The organism is Pedobacter jaeyakensis (genome assembly GCF_054461315.1).
In genome coordinates, this window is record NZ_CM136921.1 from 3,046,706 (window position 1) to 3,063,492 (window position 16,787).

The 16,787-nt window shown below is 38.5% G+C and carries 23 protein-coding genes; 12 read left to right on the forward strand and 11 right to left on the reverse strand.

Features of this window, described 5'->3' with window-relative positions:
• Positions 1-11: 11 nt before the first annotated feature.
• A complete protein-coding gene (locus ACXZ1K_RS13575; protein WP_458970209.1) occupies positions 12-467 on the reverse strand; it encodes a DUF1281 family ferredoxin-like fold protein in 456 nt (151 codons plus the stop codon).
• A gap of 24 nt (positions 468-491) precedes the next feature.
• Positions 492-989 (reverse strand): hypothetical protein, encoded by a 498-nt coding sequence (locus ACXZ1K_RS13580; protein ID WP_458970210.1) that lies wholly within the window; start codon positions 987-989, stop codon positions 492-494.
• A 127-nt stretch (positions 990-1,116) separates the two neighbouring features.
• Here ACXZ1K_RS13580 and ACXZ1K_RS13585 point away from each other — a divergent pair, with 127 nt between their 5' ends.
• Both ACXZ1K_RS13585 and ACXZ1K_RS13590 read left to right on the forward strand, forming a co-directional pair.
• On the forward strand, positions 1,117-1,359 hold the full coding sequence (locus tag ACXZ1K_RS13585) for a hypothetical protein (protein WP_458970211.1): 243 nt from the start codon (positions 1,117-1,119) through the stop codon (positions 1,357-1,359).
• Positions 1,360-1,495: 136 nt separating this feature from the next.
• On the forward strand, positions 1,496-2,500 hold the full coding sequence (locus ACXZ1K_RS13590; RefSeq protein ID WP_458970212.1) for an HNH endonuclease domain-containing protein: 1,005 nt from the start codon (positions 1,496-1,498) through the stop codon (positions 2,498-2,500).
• 17 nt (positions 2,501-2,517) lie between these two features.
• Here ACXZ1K_RS13590 and lepB read toward each other — a convergent pair whose 3' ends face one another.
• On the reverse strand, positions 2,518-3,708 hold the full coding sequence (gene lepB / locus ACXZ1K_RS13595; RefSeq protein WP_458970213.1) for a signal peptidase I: 1,191 nt from the start codon (positions 3,706-3,708) through the stop codon (positions 2,518-2,520).
• A gap of 307 nt (positions 3,709-4,015) precedes the next feature.
• On the opposite strand from lepB, the gene ACXZ1K_RS13600 reads away from it, so the two are divergent.
• A complete protein-coding gene (locus ACXZ1K_RS13600; protein ID WP_458970214.1) occupies positions 4,016-4,348 on the forward strand; it encodes a hypothetical protein in 333 nt (110 codons plus the stop codon).
• 18 nt (positions 4,349-4,366) lie between these two features.
• Here ACXZ1K_RS13600 and ACXZ1K_RS13605 read toward each other — a convergent pair whose 3' ends face one another.
• A complete protein-coding gene (locus ACXZ1K_RS13605; RefSeq protein ID WP_458970215.1) occupies positions 4,367-5,086 on the reverse strand; it encodes a YqjF family protein in 720 nt (239 codons plus the stop codon).
• A gap of 87 nt (positions 5,087-5,173) precedes the next feature.
• On the opposite strand from ACXZ1K_RS13605, the gene ACXZ1K_RS13610 reads away from it, so the two are divergent.
• Positions 5,174-5,674 carry a hypothetical protein gene (locus ACXZ1K_RS13610; protein ID WP_458970216.1) on the forward strand — a complete coding sequence of 167 codons (501 nt, stop codon included), beginning with the start codon at positions 5,174-5,176 and terminating at the stop codon, positions 5,672-5,674.
• Positions 5,675-5,913: 239 nt separating this feature from the next.
• Complete coding sequence (locus ACXZ1K_RS13615; RefSeq protein ID WP_458970217.1) at positions 5,914-6,450, forward strand: GNAT family N-acetyltransferase; 537 nt, start codon at positions 5,914-5,916, stop codon at positions 6,448-6,450.
• A gap of 29 nt (positions 6,451-6,479) precedes the next feature.
• Here ACXZ1K_RS13615 and ACXZ1K_RS13620 read toward each other — a convergent pair whose 3' ends face one another.
• The 7 genes from ACXZ1K_RS13620 to ACXZ1K_RS13650 form a co-directional block, all read right to left on the reverse strand.
• On the reverse strand, positions 6,480-6,980 hold the full coding sequence (locus tag ACXZ1K_RS13620) for a YdeI/OmpD-associated family protein (RefSeq protein WP_458970218.1): 501 nt from the start codon (positions 6,978-6,980) through the stop codon (positions 6,480-6,482).
• A gap of 135 nt (positions 6,981-7,115) precedes the next feature.
• The gene (locus ACXZ1K_RS13625; protein ID WP_458970219.1) at positions 7,116-8,312 is read right to left on the reverse strand and encodes a sensor histidine kinase; all 1,197 of its coding nucleotides are present in this window, start codon (positions 8,310-8,312) and stop codon (positions 7,116-7,118) included.
• Positions 8,309-9,319, reverse strand: a complete 1,011-nt coding sequence (locus tag ACXZ1K_RS13630; RefSeq protein ID WP_458970220.1) for an ATP-binding protein — start codon at positions 9,317-9,319, stop codon at positions 8,309-8,311. The genes ACXZ1K_RS13625 and ACXZ1K_RS13630 overlap by 4 nt, the downstream gene beginning before the upstream one ends.
• Entirely contained in the window at positions 9,312-9,728 is a 417-nt protein-coding gene (locus ACXZ1K_RS13635) for an anti-sigma regulatory factor (protein WP_458970221.1), read from the reverse strand. The genes ACXZ1K_RS13630 and ACXZ1K_RS13635 overlap by 8 nt, the downstream gene beginning before the upstream one ends.
• Positions 9,709-10,116 carry an STAS domain-containing protein gene (locus ACXZ1K_RS13640; protein WP_458970222.1) on the reverse strand — a complete coding sequence of 136 codons (408 nt, stop codon included), beginning with the start codon at positions 10,114-10,116 and terminating at the stop codon, positions 9,709-9,711. Before ACXZ1K_RS13640 ends, ACXZ1K_RS13635 begins: the two co-directional genes overlap by 20 nt.
• An 11-nt stretch (positions 10,117-10,127) precedes the next feature.
• The gene (locus tag ACXZ1K_RS13645) at positions 10,128-10,991 is read right to left on the reverse strand and encodes an STAS domain-containing protein (protein ID WP_458970223.1); all 864 of its coding nucleotides are present in this window, start codon (positions 10,989-10,991) and stop codon (positions 10,128-10,130) included.
• Positions 10,992-11,204: 213 nt separating this feature from the next.
• Complete coding sequence (locus ACXZ1K_RS13650) at positions 11,205-11,957, reverse strand: AAA family ATPase (RefSeq protein WP_458970224.1); 753 nt, start codon at positions 11,955-11,957, stop codon at positions 11,205-11,207.
• A 76-nt stretch (positions 11,958-12,033) separates the two neighbouring features.
• Between ACXZ1K_RS13650 and ACXZ1K_RS13655 the strand changes: the two genes are divergently transcribed.
• The 7 genes from ACXZ1K_RS13655 (at position 12,034) to ACXZ1K_RS13685 (ending at position 16,743) form a co-directional block, all read left to right on the forward strand.
• Positions 12,034-12,951, forward strand: a complete 918-nt coding sequence (locus ACXZ1K_RS13655) for an AraC family transcriptional regulator (RefSeq protein WP_458970225.1) — start codon at positions 12,034-12,036, stop codon at positions 12,949-12,951.
• 115 nt (positions 12,952-13,066) lie between these two features.
• Entirely contained in the window at positions 13,067-13,924 is an 858-nt protein-coding gene (locus tag ACXZ1K_RS13660; RefSeq protein ID WP_458970226.1) for a sugar phosphate isomerase/epimerase family protein, read from the forward strand.
• 59 nt (positions 13,925-13,983) lie between these two features.
• Positions 13,984-14,679 (forward strand): DKNYY domain-containing protein, encoded by a 696-nt coding sequence (locus tag ACXZ1K_RS13665; protein WP_458970227.1) that lies wholly within the window; start codon positions 13,984-13,986, stop codon positions 14,677-14,679.
• 111 nt (positions 14,680-14,790) lie between these two features.
• Entirely contained in the window at positions 14,791-15,036 is a 246-nt protein-coding gene (locus tag ACXZ1K_RS13670) for a hypothetical protein (protein ID WP_458970228.1), read from the forward strand.
• A 124-nt stretch (positions 15,037-15,160) separates the two neighbouring features.
• Positions 15,161-15,682, forward strand: coding sequence for a hypothetical protein (locus ACXZ1K_RS13675; protein WP_458970229.1), 522 nt, complete (start codon positions 15,161-15,163; stop codon positions 15,680-15,682).
• 44 nt (positions 15,683-15,726) lie between these two features.
• Positions 15,727-16,182: a hypothetical protein gene (locus tag ACXZ1K_RS13680; protein ID WP_458970230.1), complete on the forward strand. Its 456-nt coding sequence runs from the start codon at positions 15,727-15,729 to the stop codon at positions 16,180-16,182.
• A gap of 159 nt (positions 16,183-16,341) precedes the next feature.
• Positions 16,342-16,743 carry a hypothetical protein gene (locus ACXZ1K_RS13685; RefSeq protein ID WP_458970231.1) on the forward strand — a complete coding sequence of 134 codons (402 nt, stop codon included), beginning with the start codon at positions 16,342-16,344 and terminating at the stop codon, positions 16,741-16,743.
• The last annotated feature ends 44 nt before the right edge of the window (positions 16,744-16,787 follow it).

Consider the following 16,787-nt stretch of genomic DNA (forward strand, 5'->3'; position numbering starts at 1 on the left):
TAATTAGTAAACTAGTGTAATATATTGCTTTTTTTCCTTTCAAGGAGTAATTCCAAAACCTCCTGTTGGCTGTTCCAAAGTTCTCCTTCAAATAAATATCCTGAATCATCTTCTTGCATTTCTATCAAGGCAAAATCGTCTTGATCTAAATCAATCTCTGTCAGCTTCCCTTTCAGATAAGTTGCCTGGCCGAAAATTTCCATTCCAGATTCTTCGTATTCATGGGTAAATCCAACTTGGAAATAATCAGCAATCAATTTAACATCTTGAATGTTTGGCGCCCATTTGGTTTCATAATAGAGATTTTCATCTTCCCATCTTATTTCAAAGAAATAATTCTCAGGGTCAATAATGAAATCAGGATTTTGTCCACAGCGTTCTGACTGTTCTCTTTCGGAAAGCGTTGTAAATAAGCTTTTTATTTTATCTAATTGTACGGGTTCACCAATGAACTGTACGATATTCATACACCAATTTGCCATGTGATTGAATTAAGCACCATTTATTATGTCTGTAACATTTAATTCTGCGGTGCAAAACTCTTCACTGGTGTGTTTGCCATATCCCTTATAATAAGCAGCATTTTTATGTAGAAGAATCAGCTGCTCTCCATCAAGTCTATTTTCAGGAATAGTAAGTCTTTCTATCTCGTTTTCATCAGTTACGATATAGCACCAATCTTCTTCTCGCGGGAGAAAACTTGCAACTTTAGATTTTGGTGGATAGAGAAAAAATCCCTCTGGCGCATCCCAAAAGGATACATTGAAAAAATCATTTATTTCTGTGAGAGGTTCTAAAAGCTTTACCCTTTTGGCCATATCAGTTTTCCATTCTTCAGTAATATGAACTATGGCGAAATCGCAGGTATCCCATTCACTGGTGGTGTAAGCTTTAACTAAAATGTAGGGTGTCGGTTTATCAGATTTTTTCATAGTAGCAACTGGTGTTTTTTTCTCCAGTGAGACCAAATTCATTAATCCTGGCGACATAGTCCAAGTTTTAGATCAACAATTTTGAAAAAAGCCTATAAATGCTAAAAGAATTGAATCATATTTCAAAAGAAATTGAATTACAGCAATTTAGTGTAACTTACATGTAAAACCTAACCAAACATACATGAAGAAATTACTCCTGATTTTAATAGCATCACTAAGTATACTATTAAATCCATCGCATGCAAGTACCATCCCAGTAAAACTGCCTATTGTCCACAAAGAAGAAACGATTGTTTACATCACCAAAACAGGCACGAAGTATCACCTTGGCGACTGTAGCTACTTAAGACAAAGCAAAATCAAAATTACTTTGAAGGAAGCAAAAGCAGATGGTTACACTGCATGCAGTAGATGTAAACCATAGTATATTCAACTCCCTTAAATATTTTGAAGATAAATGCATAGTTTTATGACATCACCATAAAACTATGCATTTTCGCTCACTTCCTTTTAACTCTTCATTACCAATAAACCTATTAGCTTCCAGCTTTAATTCAACAGTGACTTCATATAAATTTTACTGGTTGATTTCCCTTATTGAAGAAGTAGAGAAAGGAAATTATCATATAAATAAGCACAGTCTTTTTGCTGGTATGATTGCAAATGCTTGGTATACTATAAATTACTTTAACGTTAGTTTTGGGAAGCAGGATCAGTTACAGCGTGCGATCAAACAATTGATTATTGCTGAAAACCTATGCATTGATTCAAAGAAACATGTTATTGTAGATGTACTAAAGTCAAGTAATAATTTGATCACTTCTAGGCTTTTACGCCACTTTGACGGCGAAGTGCCATATCGTTTTCTTAGTCCTTGGTTTCCGGCGGTTAAGGGTAATAAGAAAAGCATTTACAGTTTATCTCAGTCTTTCTTAAATGATTCGCTATACTCGGTAAATGAAACTGAAGTTGTCATAAATCCTAAATGGATAGATTATTTGGCACAAAATAGTGGGATCCTAAAAGCATTCTGTTACTGGCATTTGAGCTTATACTTGCAGAAGCATAACCCTAACGTTCCGGATATCCCAAATAAGCTAATCAGACCGCCATTACGTAATGCGTTAACCAAGCAACGTAAGGATTTTTGGGACGTGGTGATCCATTATACTGGGCCTATAAATTGCATCTACACTCAAAGCCCATTGGATATTGGAAACTATGCTGTAGAGCATTTTGTACCTTACGCTTTTGTTTCTCATGATCTACTATGGAATCTCATCCCTGCTGACAAAAGCTTCAATAGCATTAAATGCGATAAGCTTCCTCCTATTGATCGTTATTTTGACTCATACTTTGACATGCAACACTTGGGACTAAAAACTATCCTCAATCAAGACGTAAGTAAAAATACGGCAAAACTCCTGCAGGACTATCTAACCCTAATTCCAGATATTAATATCTTAAGCAGTTTGGATGATGACGTCCTGAAATCGAGATTTAAAGATAATATTCAACCTTTAATAACCATTGCCAGTAACAACGGATTTGAGTTCATGAGTTAGGTTCAGATTTTTCGTGTCTAATGTATCCCCCTTAGCAATCTATCCCACCTGATTTTATGAAGGAATGACGCATCCTTATCCCAACTCATCCAGATAAAAAGCGCTTTACCTACCACGTGATCTTCGGGTAGGAAACCCCAGTAACGTGAATCAATGGAATTGTGTCGGTTATCCCCCATCATCCAATAATAGTTCATTTTGAAGGTATAGCTGGTGGCAAGCTGATCATTGATGTACCAGCCGTCTAATTTCTTTTCTACTTTATTACCCTCATAGGTTCTTATTGCCCGGTAATATAATGGCATGGTATTGCTGTCTAGTTGAACCGTCCAACCCTTCGCCGGAACTTTAACTGGCCCGAAGTTATCTACATTCCATTTCCTGTTGGTGTCTAGTGGAAAAAGATCGCCATCATCTACCGTGCTTGCTTTCACATCAAGTGTAACAGACTTTATAAAATCTAATGACTTGACTTTCGCCATCATCTCTGCAGTGGCCATTACGACGTAAGTATCCGGGCTTTGCTGTTGCATCTCGCTCACGTTGAATCCAAGCTTAGTGAATACTTCGAAGTTAATATTAGTTGTTTTAAACTTGATTTGGTAAGGCATCTGCCCAGTGTTTGCAAGTGGTTCTACTCTACCGTTAATGCTAATCAGACCGTTCTTCATGCTCACTACATCCCCCGAAATCCCGATACATCTTTTAATGATATTTTCTCTTTTATCTACTGGTCTGCTGGTGATGGTGTATTGATCATGAATTGATTTCCAGCCATATTGCCTTATTAAAGTGTAATAACTGGGTTCTTGGTTTTCCAGTGCAACAGTATCGCCAACTGGCAAGTTAAATACGACGATGTCATTCCGTTTGATGTCTGCAAGTCCTGGCAGCCGACGGTACTTTAATTGAATGCCATCCCAGTATGCTTTTGTGCCGATAATGGGCATGGTATGGTGTGCAAATGGAAAGGCTACTGGTGTGATTGGTACACGGGCGCCATAGTTGACCTTGCTTACAAAAAGATAGTCGCCAACTAAAAGGGATTTCTCCATGGAACCGCTCGGGATAGTGTAAGCCTCTATAAAGAATACCCTGATTAGTGTTGCTGCAACAACAGCAAAGATGATGGCATCAAACCATTCTTTCTTTTTGCTCTTCTTTTTTTGCGCATTATCCTTCTTCGGGAATAACTTCCAGCCGGCCATATTGGTATAATTTAGTCGGATTTTAGATAATGCTGGGGCTGGTTTGTTACAATTGGGGCAAGGCACGGGTAAATTTCCTATATTTCAAAAACATTTAATCTCTTCTATGAATTATCACTTTTCTAAAACTCTTAAAGGAGTGATAGCTCTAGCGCTCTTAGACGTCCTAATGATTTGGATCTGGGCGAAAAGCGAGAACCTTGGTCCCGGATCGGCAATGGTTATCTATTTGGTAGTTCCCTTTGTGTTTATTATAAACCTTGTTATTGGGGGTCTTTTGTTTTTTATAAAAAAACCGTACAGCGCAATGTTTTTTATTAATTGTATTGTGGGTTCGATAATCACCTACTGGATTTTCACCTCGGAATTGAGTAATCAATCGAAAATGCGTTACGGTACATGGACATTTAACTTACAGGATACAGTTTACAGAATCGATAAGTCGAACGAATACAATGAGTTTAGTATGTCATACTCTAATGGTGGTGGAACGTCCACGGAATTTATGACTGGCCATTACGCAAAAAGGAACGATACACTTCAATTAAAAGCAGATTCAATAACGATGTACATACATGATCTTAAGTTATATAATTTTAGGAAGTCAAGGTTTCCAATTAAATTAAAGATTGATCAATAAACCTTTGTCTTATCGTTCTTATGGATTAATCCTTAACACGGTCTTACCCTCTACCGAGATTGCTGATCCTTCGATCAGCATAACAGACGCAGGTTGTTGCTGGTTTAAAAGCGCGAATCTGCTTCCGTAGTTGGATTCAAAATCTGCATCAATATCAAAACTGGTTACAGGATAATGTTCCCATCTGGGATGCCTAACTTCATACTCATTGGTTTTAACAGCGTTACACCTGGCATATCCCCAATAGTGCTCGGTGATGAATTCGATTTCGCTCCCTTCTGTTATTTGTTGGGCTTGTTTATCTGCAATCATATTGATGTGCTGCCATTTGCCTTTACATTTCCAGGAATAGGATACTTCACGTGTGGTATCTGTTTCTGTCCAGCTATGTTTCATCGGAGTAGCCACATAGTTTTCATTGTAAATAGTATTGGCTATAAAAGTTAACGCAACTTTTGGAACTATCTCTTTGATAAACACCGCTCCTCTTTTCCAAACTCCCTTATCGTTATAACGAACGTAAAATCGAAGGTTAACTTCTTCAAAATTGGAATGAAATGGCACACGAACACCCAATAGCTTAGTGTTCTTAAATAGGAAACCGATTAGGCTGACATAACAGTTTCCGTTCCAGAGATCTAGTTCTGTGCCCGCCGGAACATAGGGCTCCAATACTTGTGGGTCTACAATGTAGTTGGCAAATGCCAGTTTTCTCCATTCGGCTGTTAAAAAGCTCATAATGTAAGATTACGGATAAATAATTTGGAAATTTGGTTGGATTGGATTGATTAGCTTATATTTTCAAACTTGTTATTACCTTTAAATATGTTAGAATTAAACGACGCTAGATGGGCTACATTTAATGGCGGTTACAGACAGCCTTTTGATGCCTCCATCCTACTTAAGGAGTTAGAGAAAATAAATGACAAAGGCGAATTAGAACCAATTATAGATGAACTCTGGGAAGAATTATATCATCAAGGTGATGTTGATTTGGCTAGTTACTACGCAGTTCCGCATTTGATTCGAATAGCCGCCTCAAAAACCTTTGCCATTGAAGATATAGTAAGTCTAATCACTTCGATAGATATAGCTAGGCATTCTGCAAACCCACCGCTCCCTAATGATTTAGGGAATGAATACACTTCTGCAATTTTAACTTTGAAAAACCTCGGGTTGGCGTTATTAGACGAAAACTGGAATTTGCAAACTGCTACAGTGTCTCTTTCGGCGATAGCACTTGCAAAGGGTCAGATTGAAATCGCGAAAGCGATCATCAATCTATCAGACCCTTCTACTCTTCAGGAGTTCAATGAGGGTTTCTAAACAATCGCATGAAAGGATGGGCTTGATGCTTGTATTAAGTAAAATATTTATAAAGGTATGAATGAGAGAGATTTTTCAGACCATTACAGTCCTTTGCTGCACCTGATCGCCTGAGAAAATACCATCCATAATTGTAAATCCACCCACTTGAATTTGAGCTTTATTTTGGTTCATAAAAACAAAGATGATAAATTACATTTCTTGTTTTATTACTTTTAGTCTCCTAAATAATCCCCACTATGAAAGTATTTGTTGAAACAGATCGCATCTTAATGCGTGAACTGGTAAGAGAAGATGTGGACGCCTTTTTTGAAATGGATGCTGATCCGGAGGTGCACACTTATCTTGCGAAAAGTCCGATTACATCAAAGCAGGAAGCTCTTGATATGATCGATTTCATTAGGCAGCAGTACCTGGATTTTGGCATTGGTAGATGGGCCATCGTAGATAAAGATACGACTGAGTTTGTTGGCTGGGGAGGAATGAAATATAGGACCGACACGACAAACGGGCACACTGGATATTATGAAGTAGGTTATCGTTTGCTGCGAAAGCAATGGGGCAAAGGTTATGCGACAGAGTCTGCAAAGGCTTCGCTAAGGTATGCGTTTGAAGTGCTTAATTTGGATAAGGTGTATGCAATGGCTCATGTTGACAACGCAGCGTCTAGAAATGCGTTGCAAAAAAGTGGATTGAAGATTACCAACCAGTTTGAATATGAGGGTATTCTTTGCGACTGGTTTGAAATATCTAAGCAAGATTGGGAAGGTATGTAATGCAATTCCTGATTGCAGAACTCTTTAGTTTATAAATCCCGCCCTACAAACTTGCCCTTGCCCAATAGAAAGTCAACTGCCTTTTGGATGTTGCGTTGAATGCTTTCTTCAGATTTTAGGTGACTGATATATCTGATGATCTCATTTTTGAGCGATGGTGTTAATGAATCAAACACTTCTTTGGCTTTCAGGTTTTCTGCTATGGCCTTCAGTAAATCGGGATGTGCGATGATGGTTCTGTCGGCTTTATCGAATACTATGCTCAGCTCGATCATCTCTCCAATTCTTTTCGGTGAGTTCGCCAGCATTTTGGTATTGATGTATAATCTCCATGCACCTTTATACTTCATCAATGTTTGCTTGTAGGGTTTATCGTTAACCTTACCCTTAATAGGTATCGGACTTTTACTCCTCCCCGCTTGCTGAAATAATTTTACCAGGATTTCCTCAGGAACGAAAACAAAAGGATTGATGCCAATGGTTCCTATTGGGGCTTTAAACGAAGTTTCGTTTTCAGAGGCTTTAGTCATTCTCCAGTGTAATGTTACGTTGATCTTTTTTTAGCTTTTCATTTAAAATAAGTGTAATCACACCAGTTCCAATAAGTTTATCACCCTCTTTAAACTGGAAAGTCATGCCTTCAGACAGCTCAATGATACGTGATTCTAATTTTCTACCACCGGCAATGTGAAGAAGAAAGTTGATCCTCTACCCTGTTCACTTTCGACCCATATTTTACCGCCATGGTCGGTTACAATTTTTGAGGTAACGTATAATCCCATCCCTAAGCCGGCATGTGTTTTAAGTACATCTTCTGTGCGGTAAAACTTATCAAAAATTGCTTGTAGGTTTTCGTTGGAGATCCCCATACCTTGATCTGAAATCGCGATAGATACAAAGCCTTGTGATACATGAGCAGTTGATACATGGATTTTAGTTTCCTTTTCTGAATATTTTGCAGCGTTACCAAACAGATTTGAGAAGACTTGTTCTAACCGAATTTCGTCAATGTGAACATGCACATCTTCTGCCAATTCATTGATCAGTTCGTGATGGGGTAAAATCTGTTGCATCACACTGATCTGATTCAGCAAAAAACCATTCAGTTTTACCGTATTGAGATTATATTGCAGGTTGCCATTTTCAATTTTTGAAATGTCCATCAACTGCTGTACGAGTTCCAATAGCTTGTTAGACTGTAAATCAATTTTCCCCAAAAGTGTACGCAGCTGTTCAGAAATTGGCTCCTTGGTGGACTTAGCCATTTGTGTGTAGGCCTTAAGTACCGTCATCGGTGTTTTGATCTCATGACTTGCAACGGAAAGGAATTCTGTTTTTTTCTCGTCGATTAGTTTTGATTGCCTCAGTTCTTCTTCCTGGGCATCAGCTATGCGATTAAGGGTAACGTTTCTTTTTTTGATCTCCTCGTAAGCATTCAACGGCTCTTCTGTATCAAAGTAACGTCTAAGCTCATTGATTTTACCTGGCTCAAGTTTTAGCGACCTGGGTAGGCCAATCTTCATGCTGATTTTGTTGGCATCCTTTTCTTCGCTCAAATCAAACTCCGGAACTAATTTCTGAGCGTAATAAAACCCCGCATCTGAGTTTGTAAAATGAATATTTTTGTCAAACGTTATCGATGCGCACAAGCCATACCTGGTTTTATGCTGATCTACACCAATTTCCAGTAAGCCTTGATCGGTATGTTCAATGACTGTCCGGCAAATTTCTGAAACTGCTGTTGCAAACGTGGTTTGTGTGGATAGTGTGAGGCCCAATTTTTCAGCGACCTTCATGGATCGCTTGTGGGAAAGTACAAGGTCCATCTCATTTTCCAAAGAAATTGTCAATAGAATGCTCATATTACCTTAGCGATTACGACAGACATATCATCAGTTTTTCTAGCATGGTCTTTATAGATTGCCGCAGCAAGGATGGTGAGGTCATATTTATACATCATTGGATACCTTGCCAGGTCTATCCTGGTTTTGATTCCATCAGAGCAAAGTACTGCCTGATTAAATTCATCAACAGAAAATTGCTGATCATTCAATGTGTTGGGGATGTTATGGCCAACGATGCCGTTGTACGACATGTGGTTTTTAAGGTTTACAGGGCCATACATCCTTAAAGCAATGTTGCCAACGCCGACGGACGTCCAGGTTTTTGTTTCATATTCATAACCGAGAATATTAATAACTGCACCCCGGGTTTTTTTAATGGCGCTGTGTATAAATCTTATGGTTTCTGAGGGACTGTATCCAGGAAATACTTTAAACGCGGCGGCGGCTTCGTTAACTGCAAGGTTAGCTTCTGGTCCGTGTCCAAGCCCGTCGGCCAGCATCATTTTAATATACTTATCTGTTTTTTTGAAGGTAAATCCATCGCCACTAGTGGTTTCTCCAGGCTTATAGACAACTATTGGATGCATGATCATCGTGTTTTTTACTGTGGCTTTTTGCGGCTCACTGTATATTCTGCTCAGCACAATAGTGCCCCAACCGATTTGAGAATAGACTTCAAAGGTGTCTGACAACCGCTTCATGCTCCCCAAGCCGTGGCCTAGCGTGTTGCTGGTTGACATTCCATCTTGCATCATCTTTGCTGGGTTCATCATACCTGGTCCGTTGTCTATACTGATGAGCTCGATGTATGGAGAACCGCCATTTGCGAATACGCCTAGCAATATCTCTCCATCATCACTATATTTAAAGATGTTCGAAGTCATTTCTGCAACCACGAGATCGATCTTATTCAGTTTATCTTCTTTAATGCCAGCCTCAACTGCTTTTCGATGTATCTCCTTTTTGATCAGCGAAAAGTAACTCCTATCATCTGCAGTGAAGCTAATATGTGTTGCATCAACCATTTGCCCACTTTAAAATTGTTACCACCGTTCCTTCTCCTACTTTGCTTTTAATATTAAATTCGTTGACAAGTCTTTTGGTTCCAGGTAAACCGAGACCTAGACTTCGGCCGGTGGAAAAACCATCTCTCATTGCTGCATCTATATCAGGTATACCCGGGCCGTTATCTGAAAAGGTTAGCCGTACACCGTTGATGCGGCCACTGGAGACAACTTCTATAATGCAAACGCCACCATCGGCGTACCGCATCATATTACGCACCAATTCGCTGGCAGCAGTAAGTAAACGCGTTTGATTGACCAAACCCATTTTTATTTTTACGGCTACCTCTTTTACACGGTTTCTCAAAAATACAACATCCGTTTCTTTGAGCACCTGTATGGTGTCTTTACTAAGAGATAAGGTCATCATCTTCTGACTCTACTTCTTCGTTATCTTCATCAAGATCAATCATAGACCGAAGCAGGTTCATGCCTTTTTCCATATCTAATGCAGTATGCACGCCTTTTAGTGGCAAACCGAGTTCAATTAGGGTAATGGCTACAGCAGGCTGCATACCCACCACTACTGTTTCTGCATCCAGGATTTTCGACATGCTTGCAATGTTTCCAATGATGCGACCCATAAAAGAATCGACTATAGATACCGCAGAAATATCGATTAATACTCCCTTTGCGCTGGTTTTGTTAACCATTTGTACGAGGTCGGCTTCCAAATTAAGTGCTAGTCGATCATAAAGATCAACCTGTATACTTACCAACAGGAAGGAACCCATCCTGAGAATAGGAATTTTATCCATTAAGTTGAAAATTAAGATTTATTACCTACACCAATTTTTTTAACTTCTAACCTCATTATCTTAAAAGAATAGGCAAGCGCACTAGCCAATGTAGCTTTGGTAATGATATTTGAAAGGTCTATTCCAAGATGCACCACAGTTTGTGCAATTTCTGGACGTATACCGCTAATGATACACTCAGCACCCATTAAACGGGTTGCACTAACTGTTTTAATTAAATGCTGTGCAACTAGAGAATCTACCGCCGGAACACCAGAAATATCAAGAATAGCAATACTGGAACCAGTTTCTACAATTTCTTGTAACAGGTTTTCCATTACCACCTGTGTACGGGCACTATCAAGTGTACCGATGATTGGTAGCGCAAGAATGCCTTCCCAAACACGGATTACAGGCGTAGAGATTTCAGTAATTTCATCAGTTTGGCGTAAGATCACTTCCTCGCGCCCTTTTATAAAGGTTTCAAAAGTAACCACGCTTAGGCTATCCATTAGCTTGTTTACCTTTTGGCTTTCTTTAAATAAGGTTAGCGGATCATTCGAGATTTCCTGTTGAAGCACGTCAAGAATGGCTTCTTTAAGAGAGAATACAAAGTTTCCTGTTTCGCGCGGACTAAAGCCCTGACGCGCACGGGTGATGGCGATGCCACCCAGTATTTCGATTACCGGACTCCATTCGTCTGAATCCAGGTTGGTAAAGTTTTCGCCTGAAAGATTGCCAACAAGTGCGGTAATCAATTCTTCTGACTGACTCCTTAATTCTTCGTTACTGATCAGGTCTTCACGTAAACCTTCATCAGAGAGCTGATTTTTCATCCAAAGCTCAAGGATGTTTTTTTTCTTTTTCTGTAGCAATGTATGCGTATTTAGTGACATGGTTGAAGAATACAGGTTAAACGTTAAGCCATAAGATCCAAGCTTGGCAAGTTGAATTGATTAAATTATGGAGAAAGGTAGAAAATAAGATTTAATTAATAAAATAATATTCTTTTGTGAAGAACGAAATGTGCTTTTCACGTATTTATTTCACTTAAAGTGCACTTAAAACGTGTTTATTAAAGTTTAAAAGGGCACATTAGACCTTTAAGTTTATTCTTCATTCAAGAGTATTGATGTCATTTTTTCTGGATTATCCAGAAAGCCTTTATACAGTTGATAGATATCAGTCTGTTTGTAGTTAACTTGGTGTATGCCGTCTTGCGTCATCTGAAAAATGGTAGCATCTGGATAGGCCAAAACGATTGGCGAATGTGTGGCAATAACAAATTGTGTGCGTTGGTTAACCAAAGTATGGATTCGCGATAGCATCGCCATTTGGCGGGTAATTGACAATGCAGATTCTGGCTCATCAAGAATGTATAAACCTGAGCCACCAAAGCGGTTCATAAACAATGCCCAGAATGATTCGCCGTGTGATTGCTCATGCAATGATTTACCCCCGTAGGAATTGATTATTTTGGAACCGGCCATGGGATCTTTATCCAGTTCTTCTATTTCTGACGCGACATTATAGAAGCTCTCGCCACGCAAAAAGAAGCCATCTTTAATCCGGTGTATGCCCTTGCTAATTCTTAAGTAGTTATGTAAAACAGAATGCGTGGCCTGTGTATTTAAATTGAAGTTTTTGCTTCCTCCTTCTGCATTAAAACCTAAACCTACCGCTAAAGCTTCCAGCAAGGTTGACTTACCCATGCCGTTCTCACCAATTAAGTAAGTGACTTTAGGATGGAAGACTAGTTTATTGAAATTTTTGATGCAGGGTATATTAAAAGGATATTCTAAAGGATTGGTACCCTCTGAATCCAGTTGAACTGTATTGATGTATCCGTAAAAGTCGTTCATTATAGGGTTAGATGAAAGCGTTGGCATCACAAGATATGACAAATTTATTTACTTTTGATTTGTACAGCTCACAACAATGGCTAATCAGGGAAACGAAATACTTATTGACTATAGAATCAGAATAAACAGGGTTTTCAAGTATATAGACGAAAATTTGGATGCTGACATCTCTTTGGCAAATGTTTCGGAAATCGCTTATTTCTCCCCATTTCATTTCCATAGGATCTTCAAATTAATAACAGGAGAAGCGCTGGGTGAATATGTTACGCGACGGAGGATAGAGCGAGCCGCATCGGATCTTTTACACAAGAATGTTCCGCTAAGCGATATTTTTGTTAAGTACGGCTTCAGCAACAATTCTTCTTTTACCAGAACATTTAAAAATTTTTATGGGGTAAGCCCCACTGACTTCAGAAAGCAAAATCCAAACAAGTTTAGCAAGATAAGCCAACTGAGTAGCAAGATTGGTCAAACCTATCCTGACACGGATCAATACATTTGCATCATTGATAACCTTAAAAATTGGATAGAAATGAATGCAAAAATAGAAGTTAGAAACGTGCAAGAAATGAAGTTAGCATGCGTGCCCTGTATTGGTCACCATAACTTACAGCACTCCTACCAAAAACTGCTGCTCTGGGCCACTCCACTCGACTTACTGACTGAGCAGACGAAAATGGTTACTGTGTATCACGATAGCTTTAAGATAACACAGCCAGAACAGGTGCGTATGGATGCTTGCATGCTTTTAAATCAAGTCGTTAAGCCGTCGGGCGAAGTTCAACTGGATACAATTGCCAGCGGGAAGTTTATAGTAGGTAGTTTCGAAATAGGTTTGCAGGATTTTGAAAAATCTTGGACTGGTTTGTTTCTTTGGATGAACGAGAACGGGTACAAAAAAGCGGATAGAAATCCTTTTGAGGTGTATCATAATGATTTCAATAAGCATCCTGAGAAGAAAGCGATAGTTGATTTTTATATACCGGTTGTGTAAAACGTTGATAATATTGCAGATACTTTTAACAATGGTATCGATTGCGTGGATTTCTTATGCCTGGGTGTAACCATAATGGCATAAAGTTGCTAATATAGCATGTCCCTAATCATATATGATGAAGAAGTTATCTACGCTCCTATTTCTTATTCTGTTTTTATTTCAGTCGCCTGCATTTAGTCAGCGGATGCCGCAACTTGGGATTGCTGCTTCATTAGAGAATGACGCGGTTCTTTATCAATCTGGTTTTCGGTTAATTGGGGTATCTGTTGGCAACCTGCTTTCGCCGAGGCTAAGCCATCAGCAATTTCTGCAGAAGGCCGCATCTGTAAAGAGCGCGAAATGTAAGGTTTACATGTGTAATAGTTTTTTTCCCGGAGAACTTAAAATTGCTGGCGATCAAGTGAATGAGCAGAAAGTGCTAAACTATGCAGATACGGTTTTTAGCAGGGCAGCTAAGGCAGGTATTCCTGCAATTGTATTGGGTAGTGGTTCTTCCAGAAGATTACCTGAGGGATATGATGTAAAAAAAGCAACAAATGATTTTATCCTATTGGCAAAGAAATTGGCGGTTTTAGCTAATAAACGCAACATTAAGATATTTTTGGAGGCCCTGAACAGTACCGAAACTAATTTCATCAATACTTTAAAGGATGCCGCTTATATCGTCAAGACTGTCAATCACCCTAATTTCAGGCTCAACGCCGACATCTATCATATGTTGAAGGAAAATGAATCTCCGCAAAGTATCATAGATGCTGGAGGAGTAATTGAGTATTGTGAAATTGCAGAGAAAGCTGAAAGGACTTATCCAGGCTTTAAAGGAGACGATTTTGTTCCCTATCTTAAAGCGTTAAAGAAAATAAAGTACAAAGGTTACATCTTTATTGAAGGTCGCTGGAAAGATTTAAAAGTTGAAGCGCCATTGGCTAAGGCTTATATGAAAAAGCAGTTGGAGCTGGCTTATCAATAGTTTAATGGTGCGGTTACGATTCAAAATGGTAACTTACAATCGAATTAATCTCCCCATAAATGAAAGCATTTATCTTCCTATTCCTACCTTGGATTTTTATAAGTAGTTGTCAAAATTATAAGTCTTATACCGTTGAAGGAAAAAAAGTCTTTTATCACGACTTTGACGACGGAGGCGGCAAACTGAAGTTTATAGTGACAATTGCAGATTATAAAACATTTAAAGATTTCGGTGGACACTATGGGTTGGATAAAAACCACGTTTACCATCGTGGAGCAATATTGCTTGCCGCCGACCCTTCTACATTTGAAGCATTGGATGATATTTTTGCAAGAGACAAAAGTCATGTCTTCTTTGGAGAGAAGCTCATCTACGGTGCTGATCCGCAAACGTTTCAACTAATAGCAAACAGTTTATATACAAAGGATAAAAATGATTACTACATATTCGAGTCGCAAGTACATGTAAGTGACAAAGCGAGCTTTTTTATGTTCAATAATTCAAGATCATTTGGATGGGCAAAAGACAAAAATTACTATTACATAAAAGAAAAAAAATATCCCTTATCTGATTACGAGAGTTTTACCCCGATAGGAGAAGATTACGCAAAAGACAAGTTTCAAGTATATTATCAGGGTTCAGTTGTTAGAGGAGCTGATCCTGCTACATTTCTAGTAGCTCGAAATGGTACTGCACAAGATAAACATGGCGAATACAGGGATGGACTTAGACTTAAAGATATCTCGCCACGTTAATGTAGACAATAATTATCTATTAACGGGTGCTGTTATGGAAATCCCATAGGTTTTGCATCTAACTAGGATAAGCACTACATTAGATTGCAAACGCCCTAACCAAATATCTGTATGATAAAACCTTACCTCATTGTGCTCTGCCTTGCGCTGGGAGCGCTCCACACATTTGGTCAATCCCAAACTTTTCAAATTGAAAACATTACCAAGCCTGTTAAACCCCTTCCAACTGTTCCTTCAAAAGACCTTTTTAAGGGCATAGATAAAGACTTTGTAAAGTTTTCAGTTTCGGAACCTATTCTTGATTACGGTACTCACCCAGTAATTATGGGCTACTTAAGAGCTTACCAGTATCATTAATAGGAAGAGTAAGTAATTTATTATGAAAGTTAGATTCGTTCTCGCACTATGTATTCTAATATCTACGTTTGCTAATGCCCAAAAATTATTTTCGGACACCTCAGTGTTTGTAGGGCCACCAAGAATGCCACCTGATTATTGGTATGACACCACTTTTGTTCGCACTTTACGTGAAGTTAAGCTAAAATTTAATCCCCCTGCTGGATTTACATCAGTCGGTATTTCCAAAGCAGATGGGGGAAAGTTTTTCAACACCAGAGGCCGATATGTCGCTACGTTTTGGAAGGTCATAATGAGCAAGGATAGCAATACAGCAATTGGATTATTGCTTGTTGCACCTAGTGCGCCTTTCTATGGACGAGTGCTCGATTTAATTGATAACGTTAAGGCTCCTTTCGGTGTTTTAGCAGACAGGAATCAGCCTTTCAGGGAGTTAGGTAAAACGGAACTAGCTAAATCAGGGGCAACTTATGGCGTAGAATTCATGACAATAAATGCAAAACCTTTTATGAAAAAGTTTAATCATCACAGATTCGTTTTTCTCGCATCTGAGAATTTCGATGTCTTCATGGTATATTTTTCAACCACACCTAAACTGATTGACTTTTATCGAATGTACAATCCGGATATTATTGAGAGACTATAGGATTAGGAAAATCATCCTTATATTGTAACCACCTAATATAAATTATGAAATCTACATTGATCCTACTTTCAGCATGTCTCGTTTTAATGCTTGGCAGCTTTATTATAAAACAAGATGGTACTCCTTTAGATGGAACCTGGGAACTTAAGGATTTTAATTACGGTGGTGATAAGGGTTCTAATCCTAGTCCACGAAACGTAAAAATGTTCGAGAATGGAAAGTTTGGCTTCTATCTGCTTTATCCAGAAGGAACTAAAAAAACTATTGATGGAACTTACAAGGTTCTCGACTCTAATTATTATACTGAAACCATAGTTGCAGCAGTAAACAAACCGATGATCGGCAAGACTTATAAAATCAAGTATCAAATTGCAGACACATTATTAATCATGAGTGGCACGTTTGATGGCCCAGGTGGTGTGGTTAGTTACTCTGAAACTTGGGTAAAGGTTAATCCGAAGATTGTCGCATCTCTGGGTAATTCTTTAAATGTTAATTAAGACATTGAAGAAGGAATATTTTAACTTATTTGTAAGTTGTATAACTGAAATATAAGTTATAAATTTATGACAGTTGTTTATTCATAATGAGATTATAGCTGTTACCTTTCTATGTGCGTAATACCCTGGCATTAAAGCTATTATTGATTAAAGAAAGAAATGTATCAGAGAGATTATATTTTAGTTGAACTACAGAAGTTTGCAAGGATGATGGCCAGATTGATGGGCTTGAAAGAGGCAGGTAAATTGGAAGAATTTGATTTGGAAGTGGAAAGTATCCTTCAAACAGAATACGATAGTGATTTGGATGATATACTAGCACTTGACGAAGATGCTTTCAATAGTTTTTTGCAGAATAAAAATTTCAGTGCTGAAAAATTGAACGCCTTAAGCCAGATTTTATATGTGTACGCACAGCCATTTGATACTGATGACGTGACGCCCCTACTCCTAAAAAAGATCTTGATAATATTTGATTTATTAGCCGAACGGCATCATTACACTTCGTTTGAGAATACAGAGAAAAGCAATGCCATACTTCGGTATTTGGCCTTAACTTAAGGCGATAGTAGAATTAATCGATTGTGAGCTATTCCATATTAAGC